Origin of the sequence: Faecalibacterium sp. DFI.5.82 (assembly GCF_029076575.1) — a bacterium.
GTDB lineage: Bacteria > Bacillota > Clostridia > Oscillospirales > Ruminococcaceae > Faecalibacterium > Faecalibacterium duncaniae.
On record NZ_JARFIS010000445.1, the window covers coordinates 1 to 313 of the forward strand.

Here is a 313-nt window from a genome sequence, read left to right on the forward strand (position 1 = left end):
TGGCAAGACCCGCAGCGGCGGAATCTGCTGGTGAAGCAGTATAACGAGTTGTTCAATAGTACCCGGCCCCGCGAGTATGACGGAAGCCATATCCATTTTGTCGGTATGAACCCGGAGATCAATCTGCAGGAACATCAGCGCAATGCAGTTGCTCATGTGCTTTATGGTGGGAACACCCTGCTCGCCCACGAGGTGGGTGCCGGCAAAAGTTTTGAGATGGCAGCTTCGGCAATGGAATCTAAGCGTTTGGGCCTGTGTCAGAAAAGCCTGTTCGTGGTACCCAACCATCTGACCGAGCAGTGGGCCAGCGAGT

General features: G+C 54.6%; 1 protein-coding gene. It reads left to right on the forward strand.

Features of this window, described 5'->3' with window-relative positions:
• Positions 1-313 (forward strand): hypothetical protein (locus P0G09_RS17355; RefSeq protein WP_275253296.1); only part of this gene is annotated, 313 nt, incomplete at both ends.